Source organism: Streptomyces sp. NPDC038707, from assembly GCF_040636485.1.
Classification (GTDB): Bacteria; Actinomycetota; Actinomycetes; order Streptomycetales; family Streptomycetaceae; genus Streptomyces.
The window spans coordinates 479,300-493,326 of sequence record NZ_JBEZUP010000001.1; the positions used below are offsets into that span (position 1 = coordinate 479,300).

Consider the following 14,027-nt stretch of genomic DNA (forward strand, 5'->3'; position numbering starts at 1 on the left):
GCACGGTGCCGGCGGCCGACCGCCCGCCGGGCCGGCGCCGCGCGCGGTACCGTCCGCGTGGGCCCTCGCGTTCCCTGGATTATCCTGTGTCCGCGGCCGCGCGGCCAGGGCTTCCACGCCTGTGACGCGTCACAGGCATGGAAGCCGCGGGGAGGCCGGCCGGTGCGGAGGAGGCCCCGCCCGGTGCGTGCGTGTGAGGTGTCCCTCGGCATCGGACGCCGATTCCGGGGCAGAGAGGCAAAAGTGCGCGGCCAGGGGGCGGCCGTGAGTGTGTTCGGCTTGAGAGAGGGCCACAGTGGTGGGCCGGCGTGAGGGAAGGGTGGCGCGTGGCACGTTCCGACGGGGTTGACCGCAGGCCGCCGGTTACGGCCTACGACGTGTTCACCGCCGACCGCGAGATCGGCCGGGATCTCGCGGCGGTGGACTGGGCGGCCACGCCCCTCGGCCTGCCCCGGGAATGGCCCCAGAGCCTGCGGACGGCGGTCGGCATCCTGCTGTCCTCCCGGTTCCCCATGTGGATGGCGTGGGGCGAGCGGCTGACCTTCTTCTGCAACGCCGCTTACCGGCGCGACACACTCGGCCACAAGTACCCGTGGGCACTGGGACGTCCGGCGAACGAGGTGTGGGCGGAGATCTGGGACGACATCGGTCCCCGCGTCGACACCGTGCTCCGTACCGGCGAAGCCACCTGGGACGAGGGGCTGTTGCTGTTCCTGGAACGGTCCGGGTACAGCGAGGAGACGTACCACACGTTCTCCTACAGCCCGCTGCGGGACGACGCCGGTGACGTGGTGGGCATGCTCTGCGTGGTCAGCGAGGACACCGACCGGGTGATCGGCGAGCGGCGCATGGCCACGCTGCGTGACCTGGGCTCGGACCCCAGCGTGATCCGCACCGAGCAGGAGGTGCTGGCCTTCGCCGACCGGCAGCTCTCCCGCAACGGGCGGGACCTGCCCTTCACCCTGACCTACCTCTTCGACGGTGACACCGCCCGGCTGGCCGGAGCGACCGGTGTTCCCGAGGGCCACCCGGCCGCCCCGGCCCTCCTCACGGCCGGCGACCCCGACGGTGTCTGGCCGGTCGAGCCCCTGAGGAAGGGGGAGACGGTCCTGCTGCCCCTCACCGGTGACACCTTCGCCGGCCTGCCCGCCGGCGACTGGCCCGACCCCCCCGCCCAGGCGCTCGTCGTTCCCCTGCTCCAGCAGGGCAGCGTGCCGTACGGCTTCCTCGTCGCGGCCCTCAACCGGTACCGCGCCCTGGACCAGGGGTACCGGGGGTTCATCGAGCTGACCGCCGGACACATCGCGTCCGGCATCGGCAGCGCCCGCAGCTACGAGGCGCAGCAACGGCGAGCGGAGGAACTGGCCGAGCTGGACCGCGCCAAGACCGCGTTCTTCTCCAACATCAGCCACGAGTTCCGCACCCCGCTCACCCTCATCATGGGCCCCGTCGAGGAACTGCGGCACCGGCTCGGCGACGCGGACGAACAGGTGCGGCAGGAACTCGACCTCATCCGCCGCAACAGCCTGCGCCTGGGCAAGCTGGTCAACACGCTGCTGGACTTCTCCCGCATCGAGGCCGGCCGGATGCAGGCCCGCTACGAGCCGGTCGACCTGGCCGTGGTGACTGCGGAGCTGGCCAGCGTCTTCCGGTCGGCCGTCGAAAAGGCCGGACTGGCCTTCGACGTGGACTGCGCGTCCCTGGACGAGCCGGTGTACATCGACCGCGGCATGTGGGAGAAGGTGGTCCTCAACCTGCTCAGCAATGCCCTGAAGTTCACCTTCGACGGCGCGATCAGGGTGAGCGTGCGCGGGCATGACACCCATGCCGTCGTCACCGTCGCCGACAGCGGCATCGGGGTGCCCGAGGAGGAGATGCCCCGGCTGTTCGAGCGGTTCCACCGTATAGAGAACGCGCGTTCCCGTTCGAACGAGGGCAGCGGCATCGGACTGGCCCTCGTGCGGGAACTGGTCGGCCTGCACGGCGGCGAGATCACCGCCGAGAGCACCGAGGGTGAGGGAACCACCTTCACCATCCGGGTGCCGTTCGGCACCGCCCACCTGCCGGCCCGGTCCGTGGTGGCCGCGGCGGGCGGTCCGGCGGCCTCCGCCACCGCCGATCCCTACGTCCAGGAAGCCCTGCGCTGGCTGCCGGACGGCGACAACGCCGCGACGGCCGGGGATTCCCTGGTGGGGGCCGGGGCGGAAGCCACGGTGGCCGCCTCCGGGGACACCGTCAGCGCCCGGGTCCTGGTCGCCGACGACAACGCGGACATGCGCGAGTACCTCACCCGGATCCTCGTCACGGCGGGATACGAGGTCACCACCGTCACCGACGGCTTGGAGGCGCTCCAGGCCGTGCGCCGCGGCACACCCGACCTCGTCGTCAGCGACGTGATGATGCCCCGGCTCGACGGGCTCGAACTGGTCGCGCGGCTGCGCGGTGACGCGCGTACGGCCTCGGTCCCCGTGCTGCTGCTGTCCGCCCGGGCCGGACAGGAGGCGTCGATCGAGGGACTGCGCGCGGGAGCGGACGACTACCTGGTCAAACCGTTCGCCGCCGCCGAGCTGCTGGCCCGGGTGCGCGCCAACATCGAACTGGCCCGGCTGCGCGGCCACCACCTGCGGTGGCGGACCGCGCTCGTCGACTCCCTGCAGGAGGCGTTCTTCGTCTGCGACGAGTCCGGAGCCGTGGTGGAGATCAACACCGCCTTCACCGACATCCTCGGCTACGGCCCCGAAGACCTCCCGTACGCCCCCATCCACCCGTGGTGGCCCGATGCCGCGACCGACCCAGAGGCACACCGACGGGTGGAGGAGGCCTTCACCGGACTGCTGGAACACGGGCACGGCGCCTACACCATCCCCGTGACCCACCGCGACGGCCACCGGCTGTGGGTGGCCGTCACCTTCAACAACGCCCAGGACCCCGACACCGGACGCCATGTCACCGTCGGCACGTTCCGGGACGTCACCGCCGAGCACTACGCCGTCCAGCGGGAGTCGGCCCTGGCCGCCCTGAGCACCTCGCTGTCCCGGGCCGCGAGTCTGCCCGACGCGCTGTCCGGTGCCCTGGACGTGCTGAAGACGCTGTGGCGCGCGCGGAGCGTGCTGGCCGCCGTCTTCGGGCAGGGCGACGTCCCCGCCCTCACGGCCACGGAAGCGGAGCCGCGCTGGGAGGAACTGCCCCGCGAGCGCCGGGACGCACTCGCCGCGCTGCCCCACCGGCCACCGCTCACCCCGGTGGCCGAGGCCGCCGGCGCCGGTGTGCTGCTGGAGCACCCCGACGGCCCCCTGGCCCTGTGGATCGACCTGGGCGAGAACCGGCCCTTCACCTCCGAGGACCGGCTCCTGCTGTCCCTGCTGGCCGGACACCTGGCACAGGGCCTGGTCCGGGCCCATCAGATCGACCAGCAGCGGGAGACCGCGATCGCGTTGCAGCGCGCCATCCTGGGCCCGGCCCGGTTGCCCGACGGTTTCGCCGTCCGGTACGAACCCGCCACCCGTCCGCTGGAGGTGGGCGGCGACTGGTACGACACCGTCGCCCTGCCGGACGGGCGGATCGGGATCGTCGTGGGGGACTGCGTCGGACGGGGACTGGAGGCAGCCAGCGTCATGGGGCAGCTGCGCAGCGCCTGCCGCGCGCTGATGCTCCAGGACTCCAGCCCGGCCCGGACGCTGATGGCCCTCGACCAGTTCGCCGCGAGCGTACCGGGAGCCCTCTGCACGACCGTGTTCTGCGGTGTCCTCGATCCCGGCACGGGAGAACTGACGTACTCCAGCGCCGGACATCCGCCCGGCATCGTCGCGCACCCCGACGGCGGCACCGAACTGCTGGAAGGCGGGCGCTCGCTGCCCCTCGCCGTACGACCGGGCAGGCCGCGGCCGGAGGCTGCGTGCACCCTGCCCGCACGCTCCACGCTGCTGCTGTACACGGACGGGCTCGTCGAACGCCGCCGGCGCCCGCTCAGCGCCGGGATAGTCCAGGCGAGCGCGGCCGTGCAGGAGGGCCGCGACGCACCTGTCGACGACCTCGCCAGCGCGGTGATGTCCCGGCTCGCGCCGGCCGGCGGTTACGACGACGACGTGGCGCTGCTGCTGTACCGCCACCCGGCGCCGCTGGAGATGTCCTTCCCGGCGGAGTCGTCCCAGCTCGCACCGGTGCGCAAGGCGTTGCGCAGCTGGCTCGCCCAGTGCGAACTGCCGCCGAACACGATCCAGAACGTTCTCGTGGCCGCCGGGGAGGCGTGCGCCAACGCGATCGAGCACGGGCACCGGCACGCCCCGGGGGAGGTCGTGCGACTGCGCGCCGAGGCGCTCGTCGACAAGCTGCGTCTGACGGTCGCCGACAGCGGTCGGTGGAAGACCCCCCAGCCGGAGCTCAACGCCCACCGGGGGCGGGGTGTGGCCCTGATGCGGGCCATGATGCAGCACGTCACCATCACTCCGGGCCCCTCGGGCACCACCGTCGACATGCAGATGAGGATCGCCTCGTGACCACGCCTCTCACCCTCACCCCCGACCGGAGCCCGGACGGCACCGCCCGCCTCTCGGTCAGCGGAGAGATCGACATGAGCAACGCCGCCTCCCTGGCCGAGGCCCTGGAGGGTGGTTCCGGTCCTCTCGTGCTGGATCTGACCGCGGTGGAATACCTCGACAGCGCCGGGCTGAGCGTGCTCTTCGCCCACGCCGACCGGCTTCAGCTCGTCGTCACGCCGCTGCTGGAACCCGTCCTCACCGTCTCGGGCCTCGCCGACCTGGCGACCGTCCGGGGCCTCGGTCCGGACGACGCGCCGCATCCTGAGCGATGACCGCGGCAAGCCCCGCGGCTCCGTCCGCGACCGTAGTGTCCGAGCCCCCCGGTCAGGAGTGATGACCAACGTGACCGAAACCCTTCAGGTGACCGTCCGGTACACCGGCGACCGCGGCGCCGTCCTCACCGTCGCCGGAGACGTGGACCTGCACACGGCGCCCACGCTGCGCGAGCGGGCCGTGTCCGTCGTGGAGGAAGGGGTCCCGCATCTGGTGCTGGACCTCTCCCAGGTGGACTTCGTCGACTCCACCGGCCTCAGCGCCCTCATCAGCCTCCTGCACGCCACGCAGAAGGCGAACGGCTCCGTCCGCCTCGCGGCCGTTCCGGACCGCCTCGTGCGCATGGTCAACATGACCGGCATCTCCCAGTTGCTGCCGGTCCACCCCACGGTCGCCGACGCGTTGGCCGCTGGGGCGGCGGACGGTGCCACCGAACCTGTCCGCGGTGCCGACACGTTGGGCTGACGCCGCCGCTCCGGGGAGCCGCCGAGGCAGGGGACCGGGGGCCGCCGAGGCACGGGAGCGGGAGCGGCCGCCGCCCTGATCCGTCGGCCCCGGCGGGCGGCCGGGGTGCCCGACGGGGGGAACCGGCTGTGCGGTCCGGTGGAGGACCGTACACCCCGTCCCGGTCCGGCTGTGCGCTTGCCGCCGGCGGGGAAGTGAGCGGGAAACACGCTCCGGGAGGCGTGCGCCGGCCGTCCCGGTGCATATGACCTTGGTGACACACATCGACCGATGGCGTGCGAGATGACGAACAGCCTGGTGTCCGCGGCGGGCGGTCCGGCGAGGGGGCGAGATGACGGTTGAGCGGGAGCGGCTGACGAGGAGCGACGTCCGCCGGGCGGACACGGCGCGTGACACGGACGAGGACCTGTCGGCGCTGTTCGGCACGTCCACCGCGCTGTTCGCGTCCATGGCGGGCCCCGCCCACGTGCTGGAGGCGGCGAACCCGGCCTTCTTCGCGGCGATCGGAGGAGGACGGCGGGCGCGTACCGGGGTTCCGCTGGTCGAACTCATGCCCGAGCTGGCCGGCCAGGGAATCATCGGGCTCCTGGACCAGGTGTACCGGACGGGCACCCGGTACGTCGGGCGCGACGCCCGTCTCCTGGTCGGCCCGGGGGGCGAGGCGCGCGAGGCGTACTTCGACTTCACCTACGAGGCCCGCCGCGACGCCGGCGGCAATGTCGTCGGCGTCCGGATGCTCGGGGTGGAGACCACCCAGGCCAAGCACGCCCGGCGCCTGGCCGCCGAACAGCGCGCGCTGCTGGAGCAGATCGCGCGTCAGGCTCCGCTGCCGGACGTGCTGGACGGCATGTGCCGGGCGATCGAGGAACTGTCTCCCGGCGTGATCGTCTCCGTCCTGCTGGCCGACGAGGAGGGCCGCCGGCTGCGCCACGGCGCGGCGCCCAGCCTGCCCGACTTCTACAACCAGGCCATCGACGGCATCGCCATCGGCGAAGGCGTGGGGTCGTGCGGCACCGCCGCGCACCGGCGCCGGAACGTGAGCGTCAGCGACATCGCCACCGACCCCCTGTGGACCGACTTCCGCGACCTCGCCCGGCAGGCGGGAGTCGCCGCCTGCTGGTCCAGACCCATCCTCGACCGGGACGGCCGATTGCTGGGCACCTTCGCGATGTACCACCGGGTTCCCCGCGCGCCTCAGGACACCGACCTCGCCCTGACCCGCGTCTTCGCGGACACGGCGGCCCTCGCCATCGAACGTCATCGCGCGGAGCAGGCCCGGCTGGCGGCCGACGCCCGGGAGAAGGCAGCCCGGCACGACCTCGCCTTCCTGCTGACCGCCAGCACGGCCCTGGCCGGCCGGCTGGACGAGAGCCAGACGCTCCAGCGGCTGGCCACTCTGGCCGCCCCCACTCTGGCGCCCCTGGCCACGGTCGATGTCGTGGAGGCCGGACGCGTGCACCGGGTGGCGACCGCCGCGCCGACGGAGGACGCCCGCGGGCTGCTGGCCGCCCACCGCCCCGCCCGCGACGCCAAGGACGACGCCGTCGCGCGGGTTCTGGCCTCGGGCCTGACCGAAGTCGCCCGCCGCACCCCGACCGGCCCGGGACCCTGGCACGATCTCGGCGTCACGGGCTACGTCTGCGTCCCCCTCCTGGACCGCGGACGGCCGTTCGGCGCGCTGACCCTGCTGTCCACCGCCGGGCACTGCCTCGACGGCCGCCAGGTCGCCCTGGCGGAGGAACTGGCCCGGCGCGCGGCCTCGGCGGCCCGCAACGCACGTCAGTACGCACAGCGCGCCGCTCTCGCCCGGGACCTGCAGACCGGACTCCTGCTGCCGGACCTGCCCGAGGTCCCCGGCGCCCAGCTCGCCGCGTTCTACCATCCGGCCGGCGAGGGACTGGAGATCGGCGGCGACTTCTACGACGTCTTCCCCCGCGGCGACGGAAGCTGGTCCTTCGTGCTCGGCGATGTCTGCGGGCGCGGAGCCATGGCCGCCACCACGACCGCGCTGGTACGTCACACCGCCCGTGCCGTCGCTCCGCTCCTCGACGACCCCGTCGCCGTCGTCCAGGCCGTGGACAAGGCTCTGAACGACCGGTACGCCCAGCAGAACAACGGCTTCGTGACCCTCGTCTACGGGCACCTCACGCCCGCCCCCGACGGCCTCGCCGTCCATCTCGTCCGAGCCGGCCACACGCCGCCCCTGCTGCTGGACATCCACCACACGGTGCATACGGTCGAAGCGTCCGGCGGGCTGCTCGGCATCAACATCCCGCCCCGGCTCGCCGCCCGCCGCTTCACCCTCCGTCAGGGGGAGAGCCTGTTCCTCTACACCGACGGCCTCACCGAGTGCCGGACCGACGGAACCGAACAGTACGGCGACACACGCCTCGCCAAGGCCCTGGCTTCCGCGCCGCGCCGGCCGGCCGCGGCGGACATCGTCAGGACGGTGGCCGAAGACGTCCGCGGCTTCATAAACGGCCTCGACGTGGAGGACGACCAGGCGGCCCTGGTCATCACCGCCGGCGCGCGTGGAGAGTCCGGAGAAAACCGGCGGACTTCCGTGCATGCCGGTCGACAGCCGGGGTAGGCGGCAGTTCGCCGGACGACCGGCGAAGACGGGACCACCCAACGAGAAGGGCGCATGATGGCGACGACGACCGTGCAGAGGACCGGGCACGCGACGGACGTTCCGGAGATCGCGGACCCTTCCAAGGTCGCGCCGAAGGACGCGAGGGAACTGTCGAAGCTGTTCTTCGACCAGTTGACGGTGCTGGAGGAGGGAACCCCCGAGTACCAGTACGCGCGGAACACGCTGATCGAGATGAACATGTCCCTCGTCCGCTTCGCCGCCGGCCGGTTCCGCAGCCGGGGGCCGGAGGAGATGGAGGACATCGTCCAGGTCGGCATGATCGGTCTGATCAAGGCCATCGACCGGTTCGAGCTGTCCCGTGAGGTGGAGTTCACCTCGTTCGCCATCCCCTACATCGTGGGCGAGATCAAGCGGTTCTTCCGCGACACCTCCTGGGCCGTGCACGTCCCGCGCCGGCTTCAGGAGGCCCGGGTGCAACTCGCCCGCGCGAACGAGGAACTGCGCAGCCGGCTGGGCCGGACGCCGACGACCAAAGAGCTGTCGGAGCTGATGTGCCTGCCGGAGGACGAGGTCGTCGAGGCGCAGCTGGCCTCCAACGGGTACCAGTCGGCCTCCCTGGACGCGGCGATCAACGGCAGTGAGGACGGTGAGGCCGCGCTGGCGGACTTCATCGGCGCCGACGACGCCGCCCTCGGCCTGATCGAGGACTTCCGCGCCCTCGCCCCGATGATCGCCGAGCTCGACGAACGCGACCGCAGGATCATTCACTGGCGGTTCGTCGAGGAACTGACCCAGGCACAGATCGGCGAACGCCTCGGCGTCTCCCAGATGCACGTCTCCCGCCTCCTGTCCCGGCTGCTGGCCCGCCTGCGCGAAGGCATGCTCAGCACGGACTGACGGCCCAAGGGGGAACTCCCCCCGCCATCGACCCGGTTGTGCGCCCTTCTCGCCCCGCGGTGCCGAGAAGGGCGCCGGGCCTTTTCCGAGGCCGTGAGCACAGGGGGAGCGTCTGCTCTCAGGCGATACCCAGGCGAGCCAGGAGTCCGCTTCCCGGAGGCGTGGGAGAGCCTGAGCCGCTGAGCGGCGAACCCCACGCGGGGTCGTGCCAGGTCTTCCCTCCGGAGTGCCCGAGCAGGCGCCGGGCCGTGAGCGGAGCGGTGTCCCGCGGAGCTCCGACCGCGATCAGGGCGGCGCCGAGCGTCGCCGTCGCCCCGCCCGGCAGGGCATGCTCGACCAGCAGGGGAAGCAGCAGCAGAAGGCGGGCAGCCGGGTCCTCGATCCCCTCGGCCGCGGCACCAGGGCTGCCGGCGATGCGGACCAGCTCACCCCACCTCAGTGTCTCCCCCTCCAAGTCCCCTTGCCGGACGGCGAGGTGCTGGGCACGGCCGCGGCCCGGAGGGGTGATCAGGTAGTCGACTCCGTAGTCGTCGACGCAGTTGCGGTAGACCGCCACGAGGCCGTACCCGCCCGCGACCGGCACCCGGAACACCGGCCAGCGTCCGGGATCCAGGAGCGCCTCGGACATGGCGTCGACATCCGCTCCGTCATCGCCGAACCACTCCGGTTCGACGTCCCCCGCGGGACCACACCGGCCCCACAAGTGGTTCGGCCAGAAGCCGGGACGGGCCAGCAACGGTTCCCCGGCGACCAGCGGGCCACCGTCATATCCCTCGATCAGCACCCCACAAGCCTGCCATCGCCGCCGGCGGCGCCCGTACCGGGCCCCGCGCCACTCTGTGCCGCGCACACCGGGCACATCCGGCGCCGGAGCAGGGCCGCGGTTACGCCGAGGTGACGGGCAGGGGCGCGGTGACCGGTCCAGGACAGTCCGCTTTCGGTCATTGCACCGACCATGCAACGTACATATGGTCATGGACGGCACCGGAAATCAGGTGTCTGCCAAGAAGTCTCCTGTCAGCGAGCACTTGCTTCGGACGGACTCGGAGGACAAGCGGCGTGGTCAGCGTTCTGATAGATCAGAATGACCGTTTCCTGGATATTCTGGAGCGGCTGAGCTCGAAGTCGGTCGAGGATTACTACAATCCGTACAAGCTGTTCGAGTGGCCTGATCAACTTCCTCAGAACATGTGGTGGATGAGCCCCGAACTCACCACCACGTACGGAACGGCCGCGGCCGAGCGGTTGACGGAGGAACAGCTCTACGCGCTGTCCCGCCACGAGAGCATCAACTTCTACAGCCTCAACGTCCACGGAATCCGGGAACTTCTCATCGAAGTGACCAGGCGCATCCACACCTCGGGGTTCGAGACCCCGTCGCAGTTCTTCCACCACTTCATCGGTGAGGAGAACGAACACATGTGGTTCTTCGCGGAGTTCTGCCTGCGCTACGGCAACAAGATCTACCGCCAGCCCGCCGGCGCGACCGCGGAGATACCCCGATCGGACGTCGAGAGCCTGCTGGTGTTCGCCCGTATCCTCATCTTCGAGGAACTGGTCGACCACTTCAACTCCAAGATGGCCCTGGACACCCGCCTGCACGAGACGATTCGCGCCATCAACCGGATCCACCACCAGGACGAGTCCCGGCACATCGCCTTCGGCCGGGAACTGGTCTCGGCCCTCTTCGCCGAGGTCAAGAAGAACTCGACCGAGCAGGAACTGGCCGATGTGTCGGCCTACATCAAGCGGTACATGAAGTACAGCTTCGAGTCTCTTTTCAACCCGCAGGTGTACCGGGACGCGGGCATCGAGAAGCCGCAGGAACTGCGTCGGGAACTGCTGGAGGCGCCCACCCGCGCCGAGTTCGAGCAGAGCGTCTTCCGCAAGACCGGCAAGTTCCTGGAGAAGGTGGGAATCATCTGATGCCGCCCACCACGCAGCAGGACATCGGCACCGGCGACGCGCTGGTCATCCTCCCGCCGGACCAGACCGACCTCCTCAGGGAACTCGACGCCGTCTTCTCCGGCTGGGGACGCGCGCAGGGCGCCCGCGAGATCCTCCCGCCGCCGGTCTACCCGGTCCGGGACCTGGAGAAGTTCGACGTCTACACGAACTTCCCGCACCTCGCCCTGGTCGGGGCCGCCCTCGACCTCGACACGGGCTCCGGCAAGCCGGCGGACGGCCGGTTCGCCCCCGGCAGCCTGCTCGGCGCGCAGCTCGGGCTCCCGCACGCCACCTGCTACGGGGCCTACCTGTACCACGAGAACACCCGCGTCCCCGACCAGACCCTGATCACCCTGGTCAACCGGTGCTTCCGCAACGAGGAGCACTACGGCGGGCTGCGCCGGCTGCTGAGCTTCCAGATGCGGGAGATCGTCGCGCTGGGCACGTACGAGCACACCCAGGAGACCATCGCCCGGTTCACCGAACGCATCCTGGAGTTCTCCCGGGCCCTGTCCCTCGGGCTCGAAAAGGTGGCCGCGACCGACCCGTTCTTCGAGAACGACGGCGGACGCGCCCTGCTGGCGAAACTCAGCCCCGTGAAGTACGAGTTCCAAGCGGGCGATCTGGCCATCGCCTCGGTCAACACGCACCGCAACTTCTTCGGGGAACGCTGCAACATCCGGCGCGAGAACAGCGACGAGCACGCCTTCACGAGCTGTGTCGCCTTCGGTCTGGAGCGCTGGCTGGCCGTCCTGCTGGACCAGCACGACGGCGACGCGCACAAGGCGTTGGAAGCCGTCCGGGCGGCAGCCGGACAGGTCTCCTGACATGCTTCCGGGGCGAATCGGGATCGACCTGGTCCCCTTCGCCCGGGTGAGCCGGCTCCTTTCGCCGGAGGCGGAACCCGTCCTGCCCCGCATGCTCTCCGGGGAGGAAATCGGGCTCTGCGTCACGGACACCGGGCCGGACATTCCGGGAATCGCCGGGAGACTGGCCGCCAAGGAGGCCGTCTTCAAACTGTTCCACGCGGCGGGTCAGCCCATGCCGTGGCTCGGAATCGAAATCCTGAAGGAGAACGGCGGGCGGCCCGTGGTGAGGCTCAGCGGCCGCGCCGCACGACTGGCACGGGACGCCCGTGTCGGACACATCGAAGTGAGCATCGCGCACGACGACCCCTTCGCCGTGGCGGTCGCCTTCTGCGACACGGCCACGGACAGGGAAGCACACCAGCTCGAATCGGCCTGAACCACTGAGGAGTTGACATGGCTTCCGCAGGTATCGAGGAAATACGTTCGTGGATCCTGAGCCGGCACCCGGAACGCACTGACGTCGCGCCGGACGAGAACCTCATCGAGAGCCGCCTGGTCGACTCGCTGTCCTTCGTCGAACTCGTCTACGCGATCGAGGGCGCCAGCGGCATCGAGATCGATTTCGACACCATCGACATTCGCGACTTCCAGACCCTCTCCTCCATCGAGAAGGCGTTTTTCGCGACGGTCTGACTTCTTAGGGAGGTAGGGGACGTGGAAGCTGTTTCGTATACGGCCCAGTGGACGGCGGCCGCTCGCGCCCTGGAGTCGGAGCGCACCGGGGACGCCATGTTCGAGGACCCGTTCGCCCGCGCGCTCGCGGCACCGCGCGGCTTCGAACTGCTCGACAGGTACGGCGGCGGCGGGCTGGTCCCGTTCATCGCGATCCGCACCCGGTACTTCGACGACAGCGTCGAGACCGTGCTGCGGGACGGCGAGGTCAGGCAGGTGGTCCTCGTGGCCGCCGGAATGGACACCCGGGCGTACCGCCTGACGTGGCCGGCCGGCACCACGGTGTACGAGATCGACCACGAGGCCCTGATGGAGGAGAAGCGCGACCGCCTCGCACGGCTGGGCGCGCGGGCCGGTGTCGAACGCGTGGAGGTCAAGGCCGACCTCGCCGGGGACTGGCTGCCCACGCTGAAGCAGGCCGGCTTCGACCCGGCCAGGCCGACGCTGTGGATCGCCGAGGGACTGATGTTCTTCCTCACCGAGGACCAGGTCGTCCACCTGCTGCGCACCCTGGGCTCGGCCTCCGCCCCCGGCAGCTGGCTGGCGGTGGATTTCGTGAGCAAGGCGCTGCTGCGCAGTCCGTTCTCCCAGTCGTTCCTCAAGGGGCTGAAGGAGGACGGCACACCGTGGCTGTTCGGGACCGACGAACCGGAGGACTTCCTGGCCGCCTCGGGCTGGAAGGTGCGCGATCTGCGCGAGCCCGGCGACCCCGGCGCCGGTGAGGGCCGCTGGCCGTACGAGGTGCAGCCCCGCGACCGCCGGGGCGTGTCCCGCAGCTGGCTCGTCCGGGCCGAGTACGCGGGCAGCTGAGGAGGCCGGGTGAGCACCGCGACGACGCTGGAGAGGATCGAGTCGTTCCTCCCCGAACGCAGCGTCAGGATCGACGACGTGGCCGGCAGCCTGGGACTCAGACGCGCCGAGGTGGGCGTCTTCCGCAAGATCTACGGACTGGACCGGCTCCGCTTCGACCCGGACACCGGCCTGTTCGACCTGGTGCTCCCGGCGGCGCGCCGGGCGCTGGACGCGCTTCCCGAAGGACGCCGGGTCGAGTACGTCATCTACGCGCACACCGTGCAGGCCGTCGCCCCGCCGCACGTCGACACCGCCGCGACGATCCGCGACGGCCTCGGACTGCACGACGCGGAGGCCTTCGCGCTGACCCACCAGGCCTGTGTCAGCAGCCTGGGCGCGATCGACCTGGCGGGCGAACTGCTGCGCGCCGAGGCCCCCGAGGGCGCGTACGCGCTGATGGTCACCGGCGAGCGGGCGTACTCGCCCAAGGTGCAGCTCATCCCCAACAGCGCCATCATGGCCGACGCGGCGGCCGCCTGCCTGGTGACCGTGGGCGGCCCCGGCGACGAGGTGCTGTCCTTCGTGACCCGCACCCTCGGCGAGTACGCCGCCGGCCTGGAGATGACGAGGGAGGAGACACAGGGGTTCGGGCAGGTCTACGGCACCGTGCTCGGCGAGGTGATCAACGAGGCCGTGGACGCCGCCGCGCTCTCCTTCGACGACGTCGACCTGGTGATCCCGCACAACGTCAACATGGTCTCCTGGCGCCAGACCATCAAGGAGATGGGGGCCGATCCGGAGAAGTTCTTCCTGGACAACGTGGCGCAGTACAGCCACACCTACGCCTCCGACGTCTTCGTCAACTACACGACGCTGCGCGACCGGGACCGCCTGACCGACGGCCGGTACTACGTCCTGGTCTCCGTCGGCCTCGGCGCCACCTTCGGCGCCATGGTGATCAGGCACAGGAAGCGGTGAGCG

12 protein-coding genes are annotated in these 14,027 nt (G+C 70.9%); 11 read left to right on the forward strand and 1 reads right to left on the reverse strand.

Annotation, left to right across the window (positions count from 1 at the left end; translation table 11 throughout):
* Window positions 1–512: 512 nt before the first annotated feature.
* From AB0E62_RS02160 to AB0E62_RS02180, 5 genes are all read left to right on the forward strand, one after another.
* Window positions 513–4,496, forward strand: coding sequence for a SpoIIE family protein phosphatase (locus AB0E62_RS02160; protein ID WP_362186959.1), 3,984 nt, complete (start codon window positions 513–515; stop codon window positions 4,494–4,496).
* Complete coding sequence (locus AB0E62_RS02165; protein WP_362186671.1) at window positions 4,493–4,810, forward strand: STAS domain-containing protein; 318 nt, start codon at window positions 4,493–4,495, stop codon at window positions 4,808–4,810. The genes AB0E62_RS02160 and AB0E62_RS02165 overlap by 4 nt, the downstream gene beginning before the upstream one ends.
* Before the next feature lie 61 nt (window positions 4,811–4,871).
* Entirely contained in the window at window positions 4,872–5,276 is a 405-nt protein-coding gene (locus AB0E62_RS02170; RefSeq protein ID WP_362186674.1) for an STAS domain-containing protein, read from the forward strand.
* A 331-nt stretch (window positions 5,277–5,607) separates the two neighbouring features.
* Window positions 5,608–7,866, forward strand: a complete 2,259-nt coding sequence (locus AB0E62_RS02175) for a SpoIIE family protein phosphatase (protein ID WP_362186677.1) — start codon at window positions 5,608–5,610, stop codon at window positions 7,864–7,866.
* A gap of 57 nt (window positions 7,867–7,923) precedes the next feature.
* A complete protein-coding gene (locus AB0E62_RS02180) occupies window positions 7,924–8,766 on the forward strand; it encodes an RNA polymerase sigma factor SigF (RefSeq protein WP_362186962.1) in 843 nt (280 codons plus the stop codon).
* Between the two features lie 118 nt (window positions 8,767–8,884).
* Here the strand turns inward: AB0E62_RS02180 and AB0E62_RS02185 are convergent, their stop codons facing one another.
* The gene (locus tag AB0E62_RS02185) at window positions 8,885–9,550 is read right to left on the reverse strand and encodes a hypothetical protein (protein WP_362186680.1); all 666 of its coding nucleotides are present in this window, start codon (window positions 9,548–9,550) and stop codon (window positions 8,885–8,887) included.
* Between the two features lie 275 nt (window positions 9,551–9,825).
* Between AB0E62_RS02185 and AB0E62_RS02190 the strand changes: the two genes are divergently transcribed.
* The 6 genes from AB0E62_RS02190 to AB0E62_RS02215 are packed head-to-tail and all read left to right on the forward strand — an operon-like array spanning window position 9,826 to window position 14,024.
* Window positions 9,826–10,692, forward strand: a complete 867-nt coding sequence (locus AB0E62_RS02190) for a diiron oxygenase (protein ID WP_362186682.1) — start codon at window positions 9,826–9,828, stop codon at window positions 10,690–10,692.
* Window positions 10,692–11,540, forward strand: coding sequence for a hypothetical protein (locus AB0E62_RS02195; protein WP_362186684.1), 849 nt, complete (start codon window positions 10,692–10,694; stop codon window positions 11,538–11,540). Before AB0E62_RS02190 ends, AB0E62_RS02195 begins: the two co-directional genes overlap by 1 nt.
* A gap of 1 nt (window position 11,541) precedes the next feature.
* Window positions 11,542–11,958 carry a holo-ACP synthase gene (locus AB0E62_RS02200; protein ID WP_362186686.1) on the forward strand — a complete coding sequence of 139 codons (417 nt, stop codon included), beginning with the start codon at window positions 11,542–11,544 and terminating at the stop codon, window positions 11,956–11,958.
* 17 nt (window positions 11,959–11,975) lie between these two features.
* Window positions 11,976–12,215: a phosphopantetheine-binding protein gene (locus tag AB0E62_RS02205; RefSeq protein WP_362186689.1), complete on the forward strand. Its 240-nt coding sequence runs from the start codon at window positions 11,976–11,978 to the stop codon at window positions 12,213–12,215.
* A gap of 21 nt (window positions 12,216–12,236) precedes the next feature.
* Window positions 12,237–13,064, forward strand: a complete 828-nt coding sequence (locus AB0E62_RS02210) for an SAM-dependent methyltransferase (protein WP_362186692.1) — start codon at window positions 12,237–12,239, stop codon at window positions 13,062–13,064.
* Between the two features lie 9 nt (window positions 13,065–13,073).
* Window positions 13,074–14,024 (forward strand): 3-oxoacyl-[acyl-carrier-protein] synthase III C-terminal domain-containing protein, encoded by a 951-nt coding sequence (locus AB0E62_RS02215; RefSeq protein ID WP_362186695.1) that lies wholly within the window; start codon window positions 13,074–13,076, stop codon window positions 14,022–14,024.
* The last annotated feature ends 3 nt before the right edge of the window (window positions 14,025–14,027 follow it).

What these genes read in the sequence shown, in the direction of transcription:
- AB0E62_RS02160 (WP_362186959.1), top strand. Translation starts at nt 513, where the DNA reads ATGTGGATGGCGTGGGGCGAGCGGCTGACCTTCTTCTGCAACGCCGCT.
- AB0E62_RS02170 (WP_362186674.1), top strand. Translation starts at nt 4,872, where the DNA reads ATGACCAACGTGACCGAAACCCTTCAGGTGACCGTCCGGTACACCGGC.
- AB0E62_RS02175 (WP_362186677.1), top strand. Translation starts at nt 5,608, where the DNA reads ATGACGGTTGAGCGGGAGCGGCTGACGAGGAGCGACGTCCGCCGGGCG.
- AB0E62_RS02180 (WP_362186962.1), top strand. Translation starts at nt 7,924, where the DNA reads ATGGCGACGACGACCGTGCAGAGGACCGGGCACGCGACGGACGTTCCG.
- AB0E62_RS02195 (WP_362186684.1), top strand. Translation starts at nt 10,692, where the DNA reads ATGCCGCCCACCACGCAGCAGGACATCGGCACCGGCGACGCGCTGGTC.
- AB0E62_RS02200 (WP_362186686.1), top strand. Translation starts at nt 11,542, where the DNA reads ATGCTTCCGGGGCGAATCGGGATCGACCTGGTCCCCTTCGCCCGGGTG.
- AB0E62_RS02205 (WP_362186689.1), top strand. Translation starts at nt 11,976, where the DNA reads ATGGCTTCCGCAGGTATCGAGGAAATACGTTCGTGGATCCTGAGCCGG.